Source organism: Gordonia sp. NPDC003376 (assembly GCF_053589235.1).
In genome coordinates this window covers 22,169-41,683 of the sequence record NZ_JBSFRM010000040.1, presented here as the reverse complement: position 1 = coordinate 41,683, position 19,515 = coordinate 22,169, and the positions used below count along the sequence as shown (strand labels likewise).

At 68.5% G+C, this 19,515-nt stretch carries 15 protein-coding genes; 13 read left to right on the top strand and 2 right to left on the bottom strand.

The window, feature by feature from the left end; genetic code table 11:
• Positions 1-980: 980 nt before the first annotated feature.
• A complete protein-coding gene (locus ACWDUA_RS24095) occupies positions 981-1,613 on the bottom strand; it encodes a TetR/AcrR family transcriptional regulator (RefSeq protein ID WP_449753548.1) in 633 nt (210 codons plus the stop codon).
• Between the two features lie 253 nt (positions 1,614-1,866).
• On the opposite strand from ACWDUA_RS24095, the gene ACWDUA_RS24090 reads away from it, so the two are divergent.
• The 7 genes from ACWDUA_RS24090 to ACWDUA_RS24060 all read left to right on the top strand — a co-directional run bounded on the left by ACWDUA_RS24090 (position 1,867) and on the right by ACWDUA_RS24060 (position 7,848).
• Positions 1,867-3,330, top strand: a complete 1,464-nt coding sequence (locus ACWDUA_RS24090; protein WP_449753551.1) for a hypothetical protein — start codon at positions 1,867-1,869, stop codon at positions 3,328-3,330.
• Positions 3,331-3,483: 153 nt separating this feature from the next.
• Positions 3,484-4,011 (top strand): HEAT repeat domain-containing protein, encoded by a 528-nt coding sequence (locus tag ACWDUA_RS24085; protein WP_449753547.1) that lies wholly within the window; start codon positions 3,484-3,486, stop codon positions 4,009-4,011.
• 9 nt (positions 4,012-4,020) lie between these two features.
• The gene (locus tag ACWDUA_RS24080; protein WP_449753546.1) at positions 4,021-5,043 is read left to right on the top strand and encodes a MerR family transcriptional regulator; all 1,023 of its coding nucleotides are present in this window, start codon (positions 4,021-4,023) and stop codon (positions 5,041-5,043) included.
• Positions 5,044-5,133: 90 nt separating this feature from the next.
• Entirely contained in the window at positions 5,134-5,328 is a 195-nt protein-coding gene (locus tag ACWDUA_RS24075; protein ID WP_449753545.1) for a hypothetical protein, read from the top strand.
• Positions 5,329-6,231: a DUF3558 family protein gene (locus ACWDUA_RS24070; RefSeq protein WP_449753544.1), complete on the top strand. Its 903-nt coding sequence runs from the start codon at positions 5,329-5,331 to the stop codon at positions 6,229-6,231.
• A complete protein-coding gene (locus tag ACWDUA_RS24065) occupies positions 6,228-6,788 on the top strand; it encodes a DUF3558 domain-containing protein (RefSeq protein WP_449753543.1) in 561 nt (186 codons plus the stop codon). The genes ACWDUA_RS24070 and ACWDUA_RS24065 overlap by 4 nt, the downstream gene beginning before the upstream one ends.
• Before the next feature lie 82 nt (positions 6,789-6,870).
• Positions 6,871-7,848: an SMP-30/gluconolactonase/LRE family protein gene (locus ACWDUA_RS24060; RefSeq protein WP_449753542.1), complete on the top strand. Its 978-nt coding sequence runs from the start codon at positions 6,871-6,873 to the stop codon at positions 7,846-7,848.
• 40 nt (positions 7,849-7,888) lie between these two features.
• Here the strand turns inward: ACWDUA_RS24060 and ACWDUA_RS24055 are convergent, their stop codons facing one another.
• Positions 7,889-8,695, bottom strand: a complete 807-nt coding sequence (locus tag ACWDUA_RS24055; RefSeq protein ID WP_449753550.1) for an acyl-[acyl-carrier-protein] thioesterase — start codon at positions 8,693-8,695, stop codon at positions 7,889-7,891.
• Between the two features lie 123 nt (positions 8,696-8,818).
• On the opposite strand from ACWDUA_RS24055, the gene ACWDUA_RS24050 reads away from it, so the two are divergent.
• The 6 genes from ACWDUA_RS24050 to ACWDUA_RS24025 all read left to right on the top strand — a co-directional run bounded on the left by ACWDUA_RS24050 (position 8,819) and on the right by ACWDUA_RS24025 (position 18,926).
• A complete protein-coding gene (locus tag ACWDUA_RS24050; RefSeq protein WP_449753541.1) occupies positions 8,819-10,489 on the top strand; it encodes an FAD-dependent oxidoreductase in 1,671 nt (556 codons plus the stop codon).
• Positions 10,490-10,620: 131 nt separating this feature from the next.
• Positions 10,621-11,943 carry a glycosyltransferase family 4 protein gene (locus ACWDUA_RS24045; RefSeq protein WP_449753540.1) on the top strand — a complete coding sequence of 441 codons (1,323 nt, stop codon included), beginning with the start codon at positions 10,621-10,623 and terminating at the stop codon, positions 11,941-11,943.
• Positions 11,937-12,650, top strand: coding sequence for a class I SAM-dependent methyltransferase (locus tag ACWDUA_RS24040; protein WP_449753539.1), 714 nt, complete (start codon positions 11,937-11,939; stop codon positions 12,648-12,650). The genes ACWDUA_RS24045 and ACWDUA_RS24040 overlap by 7 nt, the downstream gene beginning before the upstream one ends.
• A 10-nt stretch (positions 12,651-12,660) precedes the next feature.
• Positions 12,661-13,698 carry a prenyltransferase gene (locus ACWDUA_RS24035; protein WP_449753538.1) on the top strand — a complete coding sequence of 346 codons (1,038 nt, stop codon included), beginning with the start codon at positions 12,661-12,663 and terminating at the stop codon, positions 13,696-13,698.
• Between the two features lie 376 nt (positions 13,699-14,074).
• Positions 14,075-18,037, top strand: a complete 3,963-nt coding sequence (locus tag ACWDUA_RS24030) for an nSTAND1 domain-containing NTPase (RefSeq protein ID WP_449753537.1) — start codon at positions 14,075-14,077, stop codon at positions 18,035-18,037.
• 28 nt (positions 18,038-18,065) lie between these two features.
• Positions 18,066-18,926 carry an LLM class F420-dependent oxidoreductase gene (locus ACWDUA_RS24025; RefSeq protein WP_449753536.1) on the top strand — a complete coding sequence of 287 codons (861 nt, stop codon included), beginning with the start codon at positions 18,066-18,068 and terminating at the stop codon, positions 18,924-18,926.
• The last annotated feature ends 589 nt before the right edge of the window (positions 18,927-19,515 follow it).

The following is a 19,515-nucleotide window of genomic DNA, read 5'->3' as shown; positions in this document are numbered from 1 at the left end:
GGCTGTTGGTGGTTGAGCCGATGAGGAGCGAAGCGACGAGGCGTGTCGAAACCTCTGTCGGCCGAGTTCGCCGGCGTGACCACTCTGGAGGTGGTCACGCATCCGACGTTGGCTGTGGAGATTTCGACTCGGGTCCTCGCTTCGCTCGGTCCCGGCTCAATCATCGTCCAGGGCGGGTCTCGCTCAATCATCGTTCGGGGGTCCTCGCTCAATCAGCAACGGGCTGTTGGTGGTTGAGCCGATGAGGAGCAGAGCGACGAGGCGTGTCGAAACCTCTGTCGGCCGAGTTCGTCAACATGACCACCTCGGAGGTGGTCACGCATCCGACGTTGGCTGTGGAGATTTCGACTCGGGTCCTCGCTTCGCTCGGTCCCGGCTCAATCATCGTTCGGGGGTCGTCGCGATGCTTGGTCCCGGCTCAATCATCGTTCGGGGGGTCCTCGCTTCGCTCGGTCCCGGCTCAATCAGCAAGAGGCTGTTGGTGGTTGAGCCGATGAGGAGCGAAGCGACGAGGCGTGTCGAAACCTCTGTCGGCCGAGTTCGCCGGCGTGACCACTCTGGAGGTGGTTACGCATCCGACGTTGGCTGTGGAGATTTCGACTCGGGTCCTCGCTTCGCTCGGTCCCGGCTCAATCATCGTCCAGGGCGGGTCTCGCTCAATCATCGTTCGGGGGTCCTCGCTCAATCAGCAACGGGCTGTTGGTGGTTGAGCCGATGAGGAGCAGAGCGACGAGGCGTGTCGAAACCTCTGTCGGCCGAGTTCGTCAACATGACCACCTCGCAGGTGGTCACGCACCCGACGTAGGCTGGGGAGATTTCGACTCGGGTCCTCGCTTCGCTCGGTCCCGGCTCAATCATCGTTCGGGGGTCGTCGCGATGCTTGGTCCCGGCTCAATCATCGTTCGGGGGTCGTCGCGATGCTCGGTCCCGGCTCAATCATCGTAGAAGGTCCGGATCAATCATCAACGGGCACAGGGTTACTACTTCAGTATGGCGGCGATCGCGTCGATGATCGTGTCGACGAATTCGGCGGCGGTGTGGTCGGCGAGTTCCCTGCGCTCCTCGTCGGACCGGACCATGATCACCGACTCCACCAGTCGGAAGGGGAGAAGCCGCCGCGCATCGTAGGGGTTGCCGATGGCCGCGATGGCGAGCTTTTCGTAGCAGTCGGCCAACTCGACTCGGGCGGAGCGGAAGTCGGCGTAGCGATCGTCGGCGACCTCGGGGAGGAGATACAGCGAGCCCAGGTTCCACTCGGCGTCGACGAGTTGCTGGGTGTCGAAGCGCGCGAGATCGAGGAGTCGGTCCTGTGCCGGACCGTCGGCGGCCAGCAGCGTCCTGGCGTGATCGAGCGAGGCGAGCACAGTGCTGTCGAGCAGCGTGGCGAGGATGTCGTCCTTGTTCTTGAAGTAGTGGTACATCGAGGCCTGGCGGATGCCGACGGCCTCTGCGATCATCCGGGTCGACGTCCCGCTGTACCCGTGCCGGACGAAGAGTTCGGCGGCCGCGTCGAGGATCTCCTCCCGGCCGGTGGTGCCTCGGCGGCGGGGCTCGGTCAGGCGCGGTCGGCCGGGGGTCGGGCTCGTGCGGGACCGAGTCGCGGAAGAGGTCATTTCCGCACCATAAGCCCGCCTTCTCGGGCGTTAACGTGCCCGACATCGACGTTTTCGAGACCGCAACATTTCTGTCGGGCGGCAGGTTCTTTTCCGTGCGCAAGTCTGAACTTGTTGAACCTGCACACGTATGCCCTATAAGTCGTGTTCTACTATCTCAGCTTGCCCTCAGGAAACGGGAGATGGAGATCACATGACGATGCCGATGCCTCCTCGGTCATATGCGCGGACGATGGTTGTGCTCGTGGCCACGATGTCCGCGCTCGTCCTCACCTTCGGCTCGGCCATGGGTGCCGGCCAGGGAAGGGCTGCGCTCCCGGGGCTCCCCGACGCCACCGGTTCGATCGGAAATGTGATCGCTGCGCTCGCCGAGAACGCCTTGACGCAGGGCCTCGCAGACCAGTGGCGCCTCGAACTGTGCGCATCCACGTCCGACGGTGGTCCCGTCAACGGCGGTGCCGACTGCACGGGCTCGACGGGCGCGGGTGTGGCTGTGGTGCTCCCGTCGACGATCGACCTGGTGCCGGATGCGGTCTACCGACCGGCTCAATCACTGTTCGACTCGGTCCCGGATTGGGCCGTCGGCAACGACGGGAAGTTCCTCGGTGTGACCATCCCCGTCCCGGACGCAGCGGTTGCCGAGGGCAGTGCGACGGTGATCGGCGACGGATTCCAATTCGCGCTGGCGTCCGGTGGCGGCAAGGCCACAGCGATCGCCTATCTGCCGATCAGTGTCGCCACGGCCGGGGCCTCCGATGGGCGTACCGCGTTCGCGTTCGCGCTGGTGGGTACGGCGAATGCGTGGACGACCAGCGAGATCCCGGTCGAGATCTTCACGCTCCCACTGGGATCGCTTCCGGCGATCCAGCACGTCAGTTGCTACGGAGGTCTCACCGCGGCCTACGCGGAGAAGGTGGGCGCGTGCGCAAACGTGCTGGGCACCCTCGACGTCAAGCTCGATCAGCTGCAGTCCATCCCGCAGGTGCAGTTCGCGCTGACCGACCCGACGGCGATCTTGGCGGATCCCGCCGACACGCTCACCAACGCACTCGACGGGCTGTTCAACGGTCGCGGGCTGTCGCTCAGCAAGGACGTCGTCCGGCTGTCGCTCGGCGGATCGTCGTTACTGGCGCTGACCAGTGACTACGGCATCTCGGAGCCGGTCACCATCGACTGGCTGGGGTCGCGGATCACCCTCTTCCCGACCGCGAACATCAACGGCGCCGACCGTCCGAATCGTCTGGCCCTGCCGACCATCGACCTCGGTGACCTCGACAGCACGCAGATCCTTCCGATCGTCTCCATCCCGCAGATCGAGTTCCCGTTCGGTCTGCCGACCGTCGGTCCGTTCACCTCGTCCACCTCGGCCCTGACCGGCGCGACCACCACGTCGGTCACGACGCGGTCGCAGGTGGCACGGTCGGTGTCGGCGAGCACCAGCCCGTCCACCGCGACGCGGTCGCCGCTCGCCGCGGTCCCGACGACCACCGAGTCGGATGACGCCGACGACGACGCGACCACGACGAGCAGGCCGACGCGGACCACGAGGACGTCGCCCGAGCTCACCACATCGGAGGAGTCGGAGCCGTCGGAGACCGGCGGCTCCGCCGGCACGGACCCGGGAGAGAGCACCGACCAGGACTCCGGCACCGGATCCGCCACCGCCGACCCCACCGCCGACAACAGTGGTGAGACCCCGATCGTCGACGCCGCCTGATCCTTCTCGTTCGCCCCGACATGTCCCGCGGACCGGGTCGCTGTGCCCGGCTCGCGGGACATTCCTGTCGGCGGGGACGACACGCCGCTTGACGACTCGCCTCTTGACCTTGACACGATGTCAAGGTGTGGACTCGTCGTCAGGAGGTGAACGATGATCCCCATCAACCCGACAACCGACCCCACCACCCCGACCGCTGCGCGGATCGCTGCAGCACTCTGCGCCGACAACCCGTCCACCCGACTGTCCGCGGCAATGACCGCGGGCACCGACGGCGACCCGTCGCTGATCGGGCTCCTCGTCGACCGCAGCGGTGTGGAACCGGACTTCTTCGTCCGCGACATGCTGGTCTGGGCGCTCACGCGACAGCCCGCGGAACTCACCGTGCCGCACCTCGCCGAGGCTGTCCGGTCGACGAGTCCGCAGATGCGGAGCCAGGCACTGCACACGCTGTCCAAGATCGGGGACCCGTCGACGTGGGAACTGATCACCGCCGGACTGCTTCACGACCCTGACGACGACGTCGCCCAGAGCGCCTGGCGGGCCGCGGTCATCCTGGTCCCCGACGATCAGCGCGTCTGGCTGGTCGACGAACTGTCGGCCGAGCGCCACCGCGGAGGGCGCGAGGTGCGTAAGAGCCTTCGGCGCGCACAACTCGCGCTGAGCGCGGAATTCCGATGAGGAGACGGCATGCGCATCGGTGAGGTCGCCCGGTTCTCCGGGGTGAGCACCCGGATGCTCCGGCACTACGACAACCTGGGGCTGGTCAGCCCGAGCGGCCGGACCGGCGGCAACTACCGCGACTACACCGACGACGACGTCCGCCGCATCTTCCACGTCGAGGGACTGCGGTCCCTCGGGATGTCGTTGCGGCAGATCGCCGATGCGCTTGCCGATCCGCAGTTCACCCCGGACGCCCTGGTGGGCGACCTGATCCGCACCACCGAGGAGCGTCTGCGGCGCGAACACGAACTCCTCGACCGGCTGCGTGCCGTCGACGCCGCGGCACCCGACGACTGGACCGATGTCCTGCGGATCGTCGCACTGATGCGCGAGCTCACCGCCCCCGACGCCGGACGCCGACAACGCGCTGCGCTGAGTCCACCCGCCGAGGCGCCACCGGTGGGATTGCTGGTCGACGCGGTGCTCGCCGAGGACGAAACCAACACCGCCGGCGCCCTGCGATGGGCCTTGGCGCGAGGGGCTCTCGCACGCGCGGCCGACGACGTCGTGGCCGGGCTCCGCATGGGGCTGGGCTCCGACGATCCGGCCGTCCGGCGCCGCGCGGTGCGGGCGCTCGCCGAGATCGACGGTGCGGATGCCACCGCAGCCCTCACCGAGGCGCTCGGCGACACCGACCCGGAGATCCGTGGTCTCGCCGCTCGCACTGTCGGCCGGCGTGGGGGAATCGCCGCGGTCACGGTCCTGATCGACCTGGTCGTCGCCGGTGTCACCGACGTCGAGGCCGCCGAGATCCTCGGCGCGATGGCGTCGGAACGGTGCGGAACTCGGCTCGCCGACCGGATCGTCGGCGCGCTGACCGCCGAACTGGCCGCCCACCCCACCGACACCGCGCTGCGGATCAGGCTCACCCAGGCGCTCGTCGAGATCCCCGGTGACGCGGCGCGGTCGGCCTTGCGGACCCTGTCCGCCGACGACGACGCGGTGGTCGCCCGGATCGCCGCCGCGTCGTCGTCGTTTCGCGAGGGGTGAGCACCGCCCGGTTCGATACAGTGGACAGGGCATCACCCGCCCATCGCAGCGCGCCCCGGGCCGCTCGCCGAACCAGGAGACGGACGGATCATGGCCATCGACCCGAACAGGAGCAAGGCGCTCACCCAGGTGGTGCGTCAGCATCCGGTGATGAGTGTGCTCGCGGTGTCGCCGGGAATCGCGATCTTCGTGTTGCTCTGGATCTTCGGTGCCGAGTGGCTCGCGATCGTCTTCGCCCTCGTCGCGCTCGGCGGCGGCTTCTACCTGCTGACCCGGCGGAAGTAGATGGCGTCCACCCGCGTCGACAGTTGGATCTGGGCGATCCGCCTCACCAAGACCCGTTCTGCTGCCGGTGCCGCCTGCCGCGCCGGGCACGTCCGGGTCAACGACGTGACCGCCAAACCGGCCCAGCACGTCGCCGTCGGCGACCGTGTCCAGATACGGCTCGACGGTCGTGAGCGCATCGTCGAGGTCACCAGGCTGATCGCCAAACGGGTGTCGGCGCCGCTGGCCGCCGAGTGCTACATCGACCATTCGCCGCCGCCCCCGTCGCGCGAGATCGTCGCCTCGCAGCCACGTCGCGACCGCGGCGCGGGCCGACCCACCAAACGCGAACGCCGTGATCTCGACCGGTTCCGCAGCACCGGCGGATTGCTCGGCCTGATCGTCACGATGGTCGCCGTCGCGCTGCTGTTCAGCTCCTGTTCCTCCGGGTCGGACAGCACGGCGTCGGGGGCACGCAACACGCCCGAGGCGCCGGGGCCGGCCGGCGGCGGACCGTTTTTCGGTGAATGCGGTGGCGTGACCACCGAGGAGGTCAGCCGGCTCTCCGGGTTCGGTGCGATGACGCTGAACATCGACAATCCGTCGGTCTGCGAGTGGGGAGTCGGGATCAGCCGGACCGGCGCCGTGGCCTCGTTCAACTGGTATCGGGGTTCACCGATCGGCCGGGAGCGTGCCACCGAACAGCTCTCCCGCGAATCCACCACCGACATCGACATCTCCGGGCACAAGGGCTTCATCGCCTACGACACCGGGATCTGTGAGATCGGCATCGCCTTCGGCGCCGATTTCTTCGAATGGTCGCTGAGCCGCGGACTGGTCGCCTCCGGTGAGGCCGCCGACACCCAGGCCATCTGCGACGCGGCCAAACAGTTGGCCACCATGTCGATCGAGCGGGCGAAATGACTCGCCGCCACCGCCGCCCGGCGGTCTGGTTGGCGATCCTCGCGGTGATCGTCGCCGTCCTGGCGGGGTGTGCCCGCGCCGTCGACGGTGATGCCGTGGCAGTCGGTCAGGGTGGACACGGAACGTCCGGCAACGTCGACACCGACCAGTTCGACCAGCTCACCCTGGAATGTCAGATCCTGAGTGACGCGCAGATCGCCAAGGCGGTCGGCGGGACGTCGGCGTCGTCGACCTTCAACGGCGCCATCTGTCGATGGATCGTCGACGGACCGGTCGCCGCCAACGTGACCTTCAACTGGTTCGAGTGGGGAAACCTCAACGTGGAGAAGGAAACCGGCAAGAAGCTCGGGTATGTCACCGAGAACGTCAAGGTCGTCGGGCAGGCCGCCTTCACGCAGCGCGATCCCCGTCGCCCCAATGTCTGTGGCGTCACCACCCGTGCACCGAGCCGAGGCGTCTACACGTTCTGGGTGGAACCGATCGGCGGGTCGGCATCGGCCGACCCGTGCGCCGCGCCGACCAAGCTGATGGAGTTACTGCTCAACGGTGGGCAGTAGTGACGACCGAACGACACCGATCGATGTGACACAGGGGGAGACGATGCGGAACAAGCTGTCCGGGGTGAGATCGACTGCGCGCGTGACCATCACCGCGCTGATGGGGACCGTCATGATGGGGACTGCGGTGACCGGGATAGGGGTGACCGGGATAGGGGTGACCGGGATGGGGGTGACCGGGCTGGGGACGATCGGCGCCGGGCCGGCCGCCGCGGCACGGGTGTGTCCGGCGGTCACCGCGCAGCACCTGATCCCCACCCCGGGGGCCACCGGCTGGGCCGAGAACCTCCTCGCCGACACCGACGGCGGCCTGTGGGTGACGCGTACGTTCTCGAACACGGTGGAGCACTACGATTCCCACGGTGCGCGCACCGCGTCGGTACATGTCGACGCCCCCGGCGCGATCCGGCGTGGACCCGATGGCCTGCTGTATGTCGCCACCGGCGACTCCACGGTCAACATGGTTCCCGGCACCGCGCTCACCGGAACCATCGTCACCATCGATCCGGATGTGCGCCAACCGGTTCCGAAGGTGTTCGCCACCGGTCTCGGGATGCCCAACGGACTCGCGGTGGCCGATGACGGTGCGGTCTACGTCGCCGACGGCCGCCTCGGGGTACTGCGGATCTCCCCGAACGGGCGGCTCGACACGGCGTGGTCGGCGGCCGCACCGAAGAATCTCGCCCCCACGTCCACAGTGGACGGCACCGGCGTCAACGGCGCGGTCATCGTCGGAGATAACCTCTACGTCACACTGACATTCAGCGCCACGGGACGAGTCCTGCGCGTGCCGCTCGACGATCCCGCCCGGGCCTCCGCCGCCGCCGACCTCACCTCGCCGCTGCCGGGGATCCTCGACGACCTCGCCGCACTCGACGAGAACACGCTCGCCGTCGCGTCCACCACCGGGCAGCTGCACATCGTCGACCTCACGACCCGCGAGGTGTGCACCTCGACGCTCGGCACCCCGCTCACATCGGTGGCCACGATCCCCGGGCATCCGCGAAACCTGCTGGCGGGCAGCGAGACCGGACAGATCCTGCGGCTACGCCTCGGCTGATCGGCGGTCGACGGAGCCGGGGCCGGATCGGGCTACGCGGTCAGTCCGGGCGCCGCGTCACCGACACCGTCGCGGCCACCTGCACGACATCGGGATCGTCGGCCGACGGCATCATCATCCACACCAGCAGCTGGTCGGGTTCACGCACCCGGCGCAGTGTGATCGGGGTGCCGGGCACGATGGGCCGCAGGTACTCGATCACCAGCCGGTGCGGACCGTCGATCAGGTCGGCGTGCCCGATCAACTCGTCCTCGACCGCCTCCAGGTAGGCGGCGTTGTTGAGGTGTTTGAACGGATCGAAATCGGTGCTGCGCAATACGTGCTCGCGATCGGGCAACGCTGTGTCCGGGGCCGGTGGCTGTTCGGGGTTCATCGCCCGCCACCGCAGCCGGTGCTCGTCGGTCATCGACGAGAGCAACTCGAACGACTCGTCGGAGATCCGGGACGGCATGCCCTGGTCGTTCACGTTGATCCAGAACGCCTCGGTCTCGATCAGACCCGGCTCCCGTGCCTCGGGGTTGAACCGATTGGTCTCGTGGTCGGCGGTCAGTCGGACCCGCATGTTGGACCAGCGGGTCGACAGCGACCCGCACCAGCGTTGTGCGGTGACCGACGCGGGCCAGGAGAACGGCCGGATCACGTCGATCACGGTGCGTCGCACGATCCAGAACGGGTCGAGGTGGCCGAGGTTGCTCGCCTCGAGATTGTCGTTGGCGACATCCTGCAGATACCGCGCGACCGCATCGAGCCGCACCCTCATCTGCTGATCCACGTCACCGGTGCGGACGCGGTAGTCGACCTCGAAGAACTGTGCGCCCTCCTTGCGATCCGGCAGGTGCGCGAGCATGTCGGGCTCAGATGGGGTCACGCGGACACGATACCCAGAGTGACCCGGATCGCACCGTATAGGATAGTGTCAGCCCACCAAACTAGAACACGTTCCACGAGGACTGAGGCAAGGAAACCCCAGATGGCGCATGTGATCACACGACCGTGTTGCAACGACTCCTCGTGCGTGAGTGTGTGTCCGGTGAACTGCATCCACCCCACGCCGGACGAACCGGAGTTCTTCACCGCCGAGATGCTGTACATCGATCCGGAGACCTGCATCGACTGCGGTGCGTGCATCGACGAGTGTCCCGTCGAGGCCATCGTCCCCGACGACCAGCTCGAGGAGCGCGACGAGCCGTATCTGCAGATCAACGCGGACTACTACACCGACCACGACGTCGAGGGTGGGCTGGTCCCGCCGAAGAAGTCGCCGCAGCTGCCGGATCGTCCGCTGCACGTCGCGATCGTCGGCGCCGGGCCCGCGGCGTTCTATGCTGCCGAGGAGCTCGTCCGCCGACAGCAGGTCGCCGTCGACATGTTCGACCGGCTGCCCACTCCGTACGGTCTGGTCCGCGCCGGTGTCGCCCCCGACCACGCCGCGACCAAAGGGGTCGAGTCGACCTTCGCCTCGGTGGCGTCCAAGAAGAACTTCACCTACTTCCTCAACGTGGAGGTGGGCAAGCACATCAGCCAGGACGAACTCGCCGAGCGCTACAACGCGGTGATCTACGCCTCCGGTGCCCCCACCGACAAGCGTCTCGGCATCGAGGGGGAGGACCTGCCCGGTTCGCTGCCTGCCACCGACTTCGTCGCCTGGTATAACGGCCATCCCGACCACGCCGACCTCGCCGTCGACCTGTCCGGTGAGCGCGCGGTGGTGGTCGGTAACGGCAACGTCGCGCTCGACGTCGCCCGCATCCTGGTCAGCGACCCCGACGAGTTGGCCGCGACCGACATCGCCGACCACGCGCTGGCAGCGCTGCGGGACTCGTCGATCACCGAGGTGGTGCTGCTGGGCCGCCGGGGTATCGCCCAGGCGGCCTACACCAACAGCGAATTCCTCGCGCTCGGCGACGTCGAGGGGGTCGACGTGGTCGTCGACCCCGACGAACTCACCCTCGATCCGGCCACCCGGGCCGCCCAGGACGCTGGGACCCTCGACTCGACGATCGCGACCAAGATCCGCCTGGCCCGTGAGTTCGCCGAGCGGCCCACCACCCCCGGCAACAAGCGCATCGTCTTCCGCTTCCTCACCTCACCGGTGTCGATCGGCGGCGACGGCAAGGCCGAGACCGTGCACTGCGTCCGCAACGTCTACGTGGACGGCTCGGCGCGGGCGGCCATCACCCCGACCGAGGACGTTTTCGACGTCGATGCGTCGATCGTGCTGCGCGCCATCGGCTATCGCGGTGTGCCGATCACCGACCTGCCGTTCGACGAGACGGCCGCGGTGGTCCCCAACGCCGCGGGTCGGGTACTGGCCGCCGCCGACGGCGACGTCATCCCCGGGCTGTACGTGGCGGGGTGGATCAAGCGGGGCGCCACCGGCGGCATCGGCCGCAATCGGATGTGCGGGCACGAGACCGCCGGATCGCTGCTCGCCGACTTCATCGCCGACGCCCTGCCGGAACCCAAGACCAGTCGCGACGACGTCGCTGCTCTGGTCGCCGACCGTGGCGCCACGCGGATCGACCTCGCCGGCTGGAAGCGGATCGACCAGGCAGAACGCGGCGCCGGCAAGCCCGCCGGGCGCCGACGTGTGAAGCTGGTGGACATCGGTGCGCTGGAGAATGCCGCCGCCGAGGACTGAACCCGCCGACCTATCACCCCGGACCGATCAACGCAGACCGATCAACGCAGACCGATCAACGCAGACCGATCAACGCAGACCGAACCGATCAGCTCAGTAGGATCATCGAATCGCCACAGAAGGGGGGACGTGTGCGCGTCGCACTGCTGTCCTATCGCAGCAAGCCGCATTGCGGGGGTCAGGGCGTCTACGTTCGGCATCTGAGCCGGGAGCTGGCGCTGTTGGGCCACCAGGTGGAGATCTTCTCCGGGCAGCCGTATCCGGAACTCGACCAGGCCGCGATCGATGCGGGTGTCGTCCTCACCAAGGTGCCGAGTCTGGGCCTCTACGAAGAACCCGATCCGTTCCGTACACCGCGGCCGGGGGAGTACCGCGACTGGATCGACCTGCTCGAGGTCGGCGCCATGTGGACCGCGGGTTTCGGTGAGCCACTGACCTTTTCGTTGCGGGCGGCCCGTCTGCTCGCCGACCGTCGTGACGACTTCGACATCGTGCACGACAATCAGTGCCTCGGCTACGGCCTGCTGCGGATCCAGCAGGCGGGTTTCCCGCTGATCGCGACGATCCATCATCCGATCACCCGTGACCGCACGCTCGCGGTGAAGGCGGCGAAGGGATGGCGCAAGGTCACCGCGTGGCGCTGGCACTCCTTCCTGCGGATGCAGGGGCTGGTGTCGCGGCGGATTCCGGAACTGCTGACCGTCTCACGCAGCAGCGAGGTGGACATCCGCAAGGCCTTCGACATCCCGGCCGGCCGGATCACCACCATCCCGCTCGGCGTCGACACCGAGGTGTTCACCCCCGGTGCCGAGCGCATCCCGGGCCGGGTGGTGTGTGTGGCCAGCGCCGACGCCCCACTCAAGGGGGTTTCCTATCTGCTGGAGGCGATCGCGAAACTTGCCTCCGAACGCGACGTCAGCCTGACCTTGGTGTCCAAACTCGACCCCGACGGACCGTCGGCGACGCTGATCGACGAGCTCGCCATCGGCGACCGCGTGAACGTCGTGTCCGGTCTCACCGACGAGGAGATGGCCGGACTGCTCGCGACCGCCGAGGTCGCGTGCGTGCCGTCGCTGTACGAGGGGTTCTCGCTGCCCGCCGTCGAGGCGATGAGCTGTGGCACCCCGCTGGTGGCGACCCGTGCCGGGGCCATCCCCGAGGTGGTCGGCACCGACGGGTGCGCGGCAACACTGGTGCCGCCGCGCGACTCCGGCGCCCTCGCCCAGGCGATCGGGCGGTTGCTCGACACCGCCGATGCACGGTCGGCGATGTCGGTCGCGGCGCGTGAGCGGGTGGAGGAGCGCTACAGCTGGGCAGCGGTCGCGGCGAAGACCGCCGCGCACTACCAGACGGTGTTGGACAGGGCCGGGTTGGACAGGGCCGGGTTGGACAGGGCCGGGTTGACGAAAGCCGGGACCGCCCGGGCACAGACAGAGGGGACACGTGCGTGCTGACAGTTGACTTCGACCGATTGGGTGTCGGACCGCAGACCAAGGCGATCGACATCGGGGCCGGTCAGGGCCGCCATTCGTACGAGATGTTCCGCCGTGGTGCCGACGTCATCGCCTTCGACCAGTCCGAGTCGGACATGGCCGACGTCGCGGAGATGTTCGACGCGATGATGGCCGAGGGACATGTCCCGGCCAGCGCCAAGGCGCGCGCCGAGGTGGGTGACGCGCTGCGGCTGCCCTACGCCGACAACTCGTTCGACGTGGTGCTGATGTCGGAGATCCTCGAGCACATCCCCTCCGACGAGGCCGCGATCGCCGAGATGGTGCGCATCCTCAAGCCGGGTGGGCTGGCCGCGGTGACCGTGCCGCGGTACTGGCCGGAGAAGGTGTGCTGGGCGCTGTCGGACGAGTACCACGAGGTGGAGGGCGGTCACGTCCGCATCTACAAGGCCTCCGAGCTCGCCGGCAAGCTGTCCGCCGCCGGCCTCGAGGTCACCGGCACCGGACACGCCCACGCCCTGCACGCCCCCTACTGGTGGCTCAAGTGCGCCGTCGGCGTCGACAACGACGACAACCCGCTGGTCAAGGGCTATCACCAGTTGCTGGTGTGGGACATGATGAGCAAGCCGTGGCTCACCCGGGTCGGCGAGCAGGTGCTCAACCCGGTGATCGGGAAGTCGGTCGCGCTGTATCTGCGCAAGCCGCAGTGACGGTCGGTCGATGACCACCGCACCGGCGGTCGCCGGTGTGCTGACGGCCCAGCAGGTCGTCGCCACCGGTTCGGCCATCGTCGGCATGCAGGAGGAGTCGGGGGCGCTGCCGTGGTTCCCGGGGGGCAAGACCGACCCGTGGGACCACGTCGAGTCGGCGATGGCGCTGAGCGTCACCGGCTTCGTCGCCGAGGCGGAGGCCGCCTACGACTGGTCGCGGCGGAATCAGCGCCCCGACGGTTCCTGGCCGATCACGATCGTGCAGGGCGAGATCACCGACCCGGGAATCGACTCCAACTTCTGCGCCTACATCGCGGTCGGGGTATGGCACCACTACCTCATCACCGGCGACACGGCGTTCCTCGAACGCATGTGGCCGGTGGTGTGGTCGGCGATCGACCTCGTGTGCCGGTTCCAGCGACCCGACGGCGCATTCCGATGGGGTGGCGACCACCGTACCCACGCGATGTTCGACGAGGCACTCGTCACCGGCAACGCGAGCATCTACCAGTCGCTGGACTGTGCGATCCGGATCGCCGCCGAGATGAGACAGCCCGACGACGACTGGGTGCGTGCCCTCGAGGCTCTCGACGACGCGTTCACCGCGCGCCCAGAGGTCTTCGAGGAGCCGTCCGAGCATTCGATGGACTGGTATTACCCGGTGCTCGGCGGAGCGATCCGCGGGCGGGCGGGCCAGGAACTGATCGCGCGGCGCTGGGACGAGTTCGTGGTGCCGGGGCTCGGTATCCGTTGCGTCGACCACCGGCCGTGGGTGACCGGGGCGGAGACGAGTGAGCTGGCGCTGGCCCTCGACGCGCTGGGCGACACCGGCGATGCGATCGAGCTCATCTCCTCGATCCAGCATCTGCGTGACCCGGACGGCTCGTACTGGACCGGTCTGGTGTTCGCCGACGGCAAGCGCTGGCCGGTGGAGAAGAGTTGTTGGACATCTGGTGCGGTGGTCCTCGCCGCCGATGCGGTGAGCCGGACAACGGCGGGCAACGGGATCTTCCGCGATGCCGGCCGTAGGCTCGCGCCGCGCGTGTAGCGGGGGCCCTGCCGATGTCGAGCGGTGGGTTCCGGACAGCCCCTCGATGTCCGGAACCCCACCCCCCAGTTCGCCAAGCGTGCTCTCGCCGTCCCCCTCTCCGGACGGCGAGAGCACGCTCCCCCGACGACTCGATCCGTCACCCGATGGGCTTCGGACGAGTAGGACCATTCCATCCCGTCCGGACCGACCGGATCCAGCGCAGGCCCGGAAATCCGGATGAAAGTCCAGTTCAGTGGGGGTGACGAGTTTTCCGGTCCGGAAAACCCGGCCCCGTCACACCGGAATTCCGACCTCGGGTTGGGCGCGATGATGGCGGATTTCGTACATTCGTTGAGTGCATGCGCCGCTGACAGGGCGCGGCGGGAAAGGAACCATGGCGACGGGTCGGTCCACCGCGTCCGTGCCGACGTCCGCGGGCGATGCGGCCGGGCGGTTCGGGGCACAGCTGCTGGCGTTGTTCGCCGCGGCCGGGTCACCGACCCTGGCGCACACCGTCAAGGGCGCGGCGCGCCTGGCGCCGGGGCGCGCCGACGTCACCGTCCAGCGCCTGTCGGACTGGCGGCGCGGGCGGCATCTGCCCGCGAGCTTCGAGACCCTCGAACCGGTCCTCGCGTGGTTGATCCTGCAAGCACAGTCGAAGGGCACCGACGCCGCGCCGCTCACCGAATGGGAGCGATGGTGGTCGGCGGCGCGGGCCCCACGCTCGGCCGACCGGAATGCCTCGGCGGCCGCCGCCGGCGCCGCCGATCCGGGGTCGGACGCCGAGGACATCCCGGCGGCGGTGTCGCCGTACCGCGGACTCGACGCGATGACCGCCGCCGATCACGAGGTGTTCTTCGGGCGTGATCGGGTGCTGTCCCGACTGGCCGATCTGATCGAGGCCGCCGACGCCGAACGGGACACCACCCAGGCGCTGGTGGTCGTGACCGGGGTGTCCGGGGCGGGCAAGTCCTCACTGCTGCGGGCCGGGATCACGCGGATCGCGACCGGGGGCGAACGCTCCGGCCGTACCCGCATCGAGCGCAACTGGCAGGTCGACACCCGGCTGGCGGTCAACCTGGTCGTCGACGCCGAACCCGTCGAGCCCGAACCCGTCGAGCCCGAACCTGTCGACGTGCACGTGGACGTCGACACCCCCGATCTGACCGTGCACGTCGTCGATCAGATCGAGCAGGTCATGGTGGGCGAGTCATTGCACGCCGAGCCGGTGCAGCGGCTGATGGAGGCGCTGACCGCTCTGGCGTCCGTGCCGGGCAACGTGGTGGTGGTCGGGGCCCGCGCCGACATGTACGAGATGTGTTCGGTGCTCGAGCCACTCGCCACGGCCTGGCAGCAGCGTTCGATCGTGGTGCCGCCGATGACGGACAAAGAACTCGAAGAGGTGATCGGGGCCCCGGCCCGCAGCACGGGGATCCGTGTGGACAAGGGGCTGACACCGACCATCCTGTCGGATCTGCGCAGCCTGTCGGGTCGACGTGGCCCGATCGAGGACCGCGCCGGGCAGTTGCCGCTGGTCGCGCACGTGCTGTCGGTGATGTGGGAGCGGCGTGGTGGCGGCATGCTCACCGTCGCCGGCTACCACGCCGCCGGTGGCGTCGGCTCGGCGATCTCGGAGACCGCCGAGGCCACCTGGTCGGGTCTCGACCACCGGCAGCGGACCGTCGCCGAACGGCTGTTGCTGTCGCTGATCCACATCTCCGACGGCGTCACCGCCCGGCGGCCCCGCACCCTCGCCGAACTCAGCGCGCTGGGCGACGATCCGGCCGCCACCGTGGCGGTGATCGAGATCCTGGCCGAATCACGTCTGTTGACCGTCTCCGACCAGCAGGTCCAGATCATCCACGACGTGGTGCTGACCGCTTGGCCGCGCCTCGACGACCTGCTCGACAAGGTCCGCGACCTCGCGCCCGTCTACGAGCGGGTGACCTCCGACGCGGCCGAATGGGACCGGCAGTCCCGGGACACGTCGTTGCTGTACAACCCGACGCGCACGGCGTGGGCCGAGCAGGTCGCCGACGACCCGATGCTGGCCACCACCGCCCGCGACTTCCTGGACGCGTCCCGTGGCAACGCGGAGGTGCAGCGGCGTCGACGGCGCCGCGCGATCAGTGCGGTGGTGCTGCTGGCGGTGATCTCCGTGGTGGCCGCGGTCGTCGCGATCGGCTCCAACATCGCGCTCGGTCGCGAGAGCGACAACGCCCGGTTCTCGGCGTTGTTGTCGTCTGCGGGCCGGCTGGCACAGACCGACCCGGGTCTCGCCGCGCAGCTCGCGGTGGGTGCGTGGCGGATCCATCCCGACGATCCCGTCGCCCGGATGCGGGTGCTGCAGACCCAGCAGCTACCGCTTCCCGCGCCGGCCCGGCAGGCACATGCCGGGGCGATCTACGACATGAGCGTCGATTCGCAGGCCGACCTGCTGGCCACCGCCAGCTATGACAAGACGGTTCGCCTGTGGTCGACCGCTGCGCCCGACGACATCGTCGCCTTGTCCCCGCCGATGGGCGGCTACTCGTCGTTCGTCACCTCGGTGGCCCTGGCCCCCGGCGGAAAGGTGCTGGCCTCGGCCGACGGCGACGGCCATATCGCGTTGTGGGATGTGGCCGACGTCGCCCACCCCTCGCGAACAGCCACGCTGACCTCGCCGTTCGGGTCGGGGACCGCCTACATCGTGCGGTACGACCGCACCGGCCGGACCATGGTGTCCACCCATGACAACGGCGTGGTCACCCTGTGGGACACCACCGATCCCGCCGGATACAAGCCGGTGTCGGTGGTTCGCGGCTTCGGCGGCCCGGTGCGCACCGTCGCGACCAGCCCCACGGCACCGATTGCAGTGGTCGGCTCCGACGACGGGACGATGGGCGTCATCGACATCAGCGATCCTGCCGCGCCGGTGATGATCGCCCGAATCGCCGACGGCATCGACAGTGGATGGCATTCGGTGGCGATCTCACCCGATGGGCGGCTGCTGGCGAGCGGACGTGACGACGGCACCGTCGCCGTGTTCTCCCTGGTCGATGCCCGGGCTCCCCGGCAGCTCGGCCGGGTCCGCGGGCACGGTGCGGCGATCTGGACGGTCGGATTCTCCGGCGACGGTCGTTCGATGGTGTCGGCGGGGATCGACGGCGTCGCCCGGCGCTGGGATGTGTCCACCGACGGTGACGCCGCCTCGCCCAACATGCTCACCGAGCTCGGCGTGCCGATGCGCACCGTCGGCGGTTCGTTCTTCACCGCGCTGGAACTCCAGCCGTACACCGTGCTCACCGCCGGCGGTGCGGGCACCGTACAAGCGTGGGACATTCCTCGCGCCCCGACCCCTGCACACAGTCTGCCGATCACCCGGACCTCGGTCAGTCCCGATGCCCGGACCCTGGCGACCAGTGGCGCCGACCAGCGCATCCTGCTGTGGGATCTCACCTCGGGGGCGCCCACCGAACTCTCCCGGATCCGGCGACCCCTGCGGCCCAGTGGCGGTTATGTCACCGCGTTCGACCGCTCCGGTGAGGTCCTCGCCACCGCATTCACCGGCGGTGGCGAGGTGGACCTGTACGACATCTCCGATCGCGCTCGCCCGACGGCGATCGCGACGCTCCGGCTCGGTACCCGGCATGCCTTCCCGTTGGCCTTCGCGCCGGACCGCGACATCCTGATCACCGGGGCCACTGACAACACCGTGCAGCTGTGGGACGTGAGCGATCCGCGTGCGCCCCGATCGCTCGGTTCGCCGATCCCGGCGGCGGAGGGCTTCGTCGAGGACGTCGCGTTCAGCCCGGACGGCAGGAGTGTCGCGGTCGCAGACGCCCGGCACCGGATCACCCGCTGGGATGTGACCGACCCGGGTGCGCCGCGGCAGGTGCAGGTGATCACCTCACACGACAGTGCGGTGAACGCGGTGGAGTTCAGCCCGGACGGCCGGTACCTCTACGGCGGTGCCGACGACCAGCAGATCTCGGTGAGCGAGGTCGGCATGGGGCAGAGCACGCCGACCCTCGTACCCGCGGGCCTGCGGGTCACGTCGCTGTCGATCGCGCAGAACGGGACCACCCTGGTGGTCGGCGGTACCCAGACCATTCAGCTCTGGGACATCTCCGATCCCGCCCGGCCCGCGCCGATCGCCCCAGACGAGTCGATCACCTCCGAGTCGGTGTACGTGCGCGAACCCACCATCGACAGCCACGGGATCATCTACGCCGGTGGGGCCTCTGACCTGCAGTGGTGGACGATCGACGTCGACGCGGTGGCCGCGCGGGTGTGCCGCTCCGGCGGGCGGATCGACGAGCAGACGTGGAATCAGTTCGCCGAAGGGGTGAGGTTTCCGGAAGTATGCCTGGACTAGTGTCCAGTCGTCTGTCTATGGTGAGGCCATGGACTTCGGGATCGTGCAATTCACCAGTGACCGCGGCCTCGCGCCGCAGATCCTGGCACCGCTGATCGAACAGGCCGGCTTCGCGTCGTACTTCGTGCCCGAGCACGGCCACATCCCCACCCGCCGCGACGCCGCGCACCCCCAGACCGGTGACTCGTCGTTGCCCGACGACAGGTACATGCGCACCCTCGACCCGTGGACCACACTCGCCGCGGCTGCCGCGGTCACCGAGCGTATCCGCCTGGCCACTGCGGTCGCCCTGCCGGTGCAGTCCGACCCGATCACTCTCGCCAAGACCCTCGCCACCCTCGACCACCTCTCGGGTGGTCGGGTGACCCTCGGTGTCGGATTCGGTTGGAATCTCGACGAACTCGCCGACCACGACGTCCCGCCGAAGCGGCGGCGCACCATGTTGCGCGAGTACCTCGAGGCGATGCGCGCGCTCTGGGCCGACGAGGAAGCCGAATACCACGGCGAATTTGTCGATTTCGGGCCCAGCTGGGCCTGGCCCAAGCCGCCGCAGGGTACGCTGCCCACCCTGGTCGGCGCCGCGGGGAACGAGAAGAACTTCACATGGATCGCCCGCAGTGCCGACGGCTGGATCACGACTCCCGGCGAGGCCGACATCGAGGGATCGGTGACACTGTTGCAACAGATCTGGAACGACGCCGGACGCGACGGCGACCCGCAGATCGTCGTCCTCGACTTCAAACCGGTTGCCGAAAAGCTCGACGCCTGGCGGGCTCTCGGTGTCAGCACGGTGCTCTACGGCCTGCCGGACGACTCCGTCGAACGCGCATCGGCCTACCTTGCCAAGCTCGCCGGAAAACTGGGGATCGAGCCTGCGATCGTGGGATAGCGGTCGGAATCCTGCCCAATCAACACTGCGCCGTCAGGAGTTGCGTCGACGTAAGGGTTGGTCGGCTCGGCTCCGGCTCAATCAGAAAGAGGCGGTTGGTGGTTGAGCCGACGAGGAGCGTAGGGCGGCGCGGTCTCTACTCAATCAGCCGCCAGCGGTTGGTGGTTGATCCGTTGAGGAGCGGAGCGACGAGGCGTGTCGAAACCTCTGTCGGCCGAGTTCGTCGGCGTGACCACTCCGGAGGTGGTTACGCATCCGACGCTGGCTGCGGAGATTTCGACTCGGGTCCTCGCTTCGCTCGGTCCCGGCTCAATCATCAACGGGCGGTTGGTGGTTGAGCCGATGAGGAGCGGAGCGACGAGGCGTGTCGAAACCTCTGTCGGCCGAGTTCGTCAACGCGGCCACTTTGGAGGTGGTTACGCATCCGATGCTGGTTGCGGAGATTTCGACTCGGGTCCTCGCTTCGCTCGGTCCCGGCTCAATCATCGTTCGAGGGTCCTCGCTTCGCTCGGTCCCGGCTCAATCATCAACGGGCGGTTGGTGGTTGAGCCGATGAGGAGCGGAGCGACGAATCGTGTCGAAACCTCTG

What these genes read in the sequence shown, in the direction of transcription:
- ACWDUA_RS24025 (WP_449753536.1), top strand. Translation starts at nt 18,066, where the DNA reads ATGGACTTCGGGATCGTGCAATTCACCAGTGACCGCGGCCTCGCGCCG.
- ACWDUA_RS24055 (WP_449753550.1), bottom strand. Translation starts at nt 8,695, where the DNA reads ATGCTCGCGCACCTGCCGGATCGCAAGGAGGGCGCACAGTTCTTCGAG.
- ACWDUA_RS24030 (WP_449753537.1), top strand. Translation starts at nt 14,075, where the DNA reads ATGGCGACGGGTCGGTCCACCGCGTCCGTGCCGACGTCCGCGGGCGAT.
- ACWDUA_RS24075 (WP_449753545.1), top strand. Translation starts at nt 5,134, where the DNA reads ATGGCCATCGACCCGAACAGGAGCAAGGCGCTCACCCAGGTGGTGCGT.
- ACWDUA_RS24035 (WP_449753538.1), top strand. Translation starts at nt 12,661, where the DNA reads ATGACCACCGCACCGGCGGTCGCCGGTGTGCTGACGGCCCAGCAGGTC.
- ACWDUA_RS24080 (WP_449753546.1), top strand. Translation starts at nt 4,021, where the DNA reads ATGCGCATCGGTGAGGTCGCCCGGTTCTCCGGGGTGAGCACCCGGATG.
- ACWDUA_RS24050 (WP_449753541.1), top strand. Translation starts at nt 8,819, where the DNA reads ATGGCGCATGTGATCACACGACCGTGTTGCAACGACTCCTCGTGCGTG.
- ACWDUA_RS24095 (WP_449753548.1), bottom strand. Translation starts at nt 1,613, where the DNA reads ATGACCTCTTCCGCGACTCGGTCCCGCACGAGCCCGACCCCCGGCCGA.
- ACWDUA_RS24065 (WP_449753543.1), top strand. Translation starts at nt 6,228, where the DNA reads ATGACTCGCCGCCACCGCCGCCCGGCGGTCTGGTTGGCGATCCTCGCG.
- ACWDUA_RS24085 (WP_449753547.1), top strand. Translation starts at nt 3,484, where the DNA reads ATGATCCCCATCAACCCGACAACCGACCCCACCACCCCGACCGCTGCG.
- ACWDUA_RS24070 (WP_449753544.1), top strand. Translation starts at nt 5,329, where the DNA reads ATGGCGTCCACCCGCGTCGACAGTTGGATCTGGGCGATCCGCCTCACC.
- ACWDUA_RS24090 (WP_449753551.1), top strand. Translation starts at nt 1,867, where the DNA reads ATGTCCGCGCTCGTCCTCACCTTCGGCTCGGCCATGGGTGCCGGCCAG.